The following is a 472-nucleotide window of genomic DNA, read 5'->3' as shown; positions in this document are numbered from 1 at the left end:
CAAAGAGGGTACCCCGGACCTTCTTTCTTTTTAATCTCATGACAGTATACAGATCAATCTCGTGACACGCAAGCAGATCAGCCCGAAGTCAATCTAGGCAGTCAACAACAAAATCCTAAGGTTGTCAGCCTTGGGATTATCTTTACGAAACATTGAGAAAAGTCTCCATGTTTCGCAGCACACTATCATGAAGGTGCAACGGCGCGCAAAGGAGTTATCCATTGTCTGGCCGCTGGAAGAAACCTTCACAGACGAAGTACTGGAACAGCAGATGTTTCCAAAAAACGCTGCGTCGAAAAGTACAAAACGCATGCCAGACTATGACTACGTCCGAAAGGAACTGTTACGGAATGGTGTCAATAAAAAGCTCCTCTGGACAGAATACCTCGAGGAGTGTCAACGAAATGGAGACGACGCTTTGATGTATTCTCAGTTCTGCTATTACATTCAGCAGAACGAGCAAAAACGCCGT

1 protein-coding gene is annotated in these 472 nt (G+C 45.3%); it reads left to right on the top strand.

Annotation, left to right across the window (positions count from 1 at the left end):
- Positions 1-130: 130 nt before the first annotated feature.
- The coding region (locus ACTQ52_RS12360; RefSeq protein WP_441982795.1) for a hypothetical protein at positions 131-472 on the top strand (342 nt) is incomplete at its 3' end.

It is taken from the genome of Oribacterium sp. Sow4_G1_1, from assembly GCF_052116105.1.
In the GTDB taxonomy this organism is placed as follows: domain Bacteria; phylum Bacillota; class Clostridia; order Lachnospirales; family Lachnospiraceae; genus Oribacterium.
This window is presented reverse-complemented; position numbering and strand designations above follow the sequence as displayed.